At 61.1% G+C, this 489-nt stretch carries 1 protein-coding gene; it reads left to right on the top strand.

Translation table 11 applies throughout. From position 1 onward, the window contains the following. Window positions 1–29: 29 nt before the first annotated feature. Window positions 30–489: phage portal protein (locus AACY45_RS28145; RefSeq protein WP_339548742.1), on the top strand; the 460-nt coding region annotated here is incomplete at its 3' end.

Genomic DNA, 489 nt, shown 5'->3' with positions numbered 1-489 from the left:
AGTTCGACTGGTACAATTCGGTGGAGAGCATGCAATGGGATCGCGTCGAACGCGAAGATCCCGATGGTTGGCGCCGGGTCTATCACGATTATGACGCCGACCGCGTCGCGCAGAACCGCGGTGTTTCGATCTTTGCGCCGGTCATCGGCAAGCTGAAGATGCTCGCACGCCTCTACGGCGTGAAGCTTCAGGCGGAAAACGTCGCCGCAGCGTTTGGCTTATACGTCACCTCGCCCTTTGACGACGAAATGGTCCGCAATCCGCAGGACGATGAGGACCAGGACGAAAGGGCATTCGGCAGGTACCAGGACATGCGGTCGGATTTTCACGCCGATCGCGATCTGGAGGTCAATGGTGTGCGGCTCGCAACGCTGGCACCGGGCGAAGACATCAAGTCGGTCGCGCCTGGTGGCGGCCAAGCCGACATCTCGCCCTTCGCGCACGAAATGCTGCGCGGCGTATCGGCATGCTTCAACGTCGCGGCGGAAG

Origin of the sequence: Pseudomonas sp. RA_35y_Pfl2_P32, assembly GCF_963970735.1 — a bacterium.
Taxonomy (GTDB): domain Bacteria; phylum Pseudomonadota; class Gammaproteobacteria; order Pseudomonadales; family Pseudomonadaceae; genus Aquipseudomonas.
The sequence above is the reverse complement of the archived record's forward strand: the minus strand, read 5'-3'. Positions and strand labels throughout refer to the sequence as shown.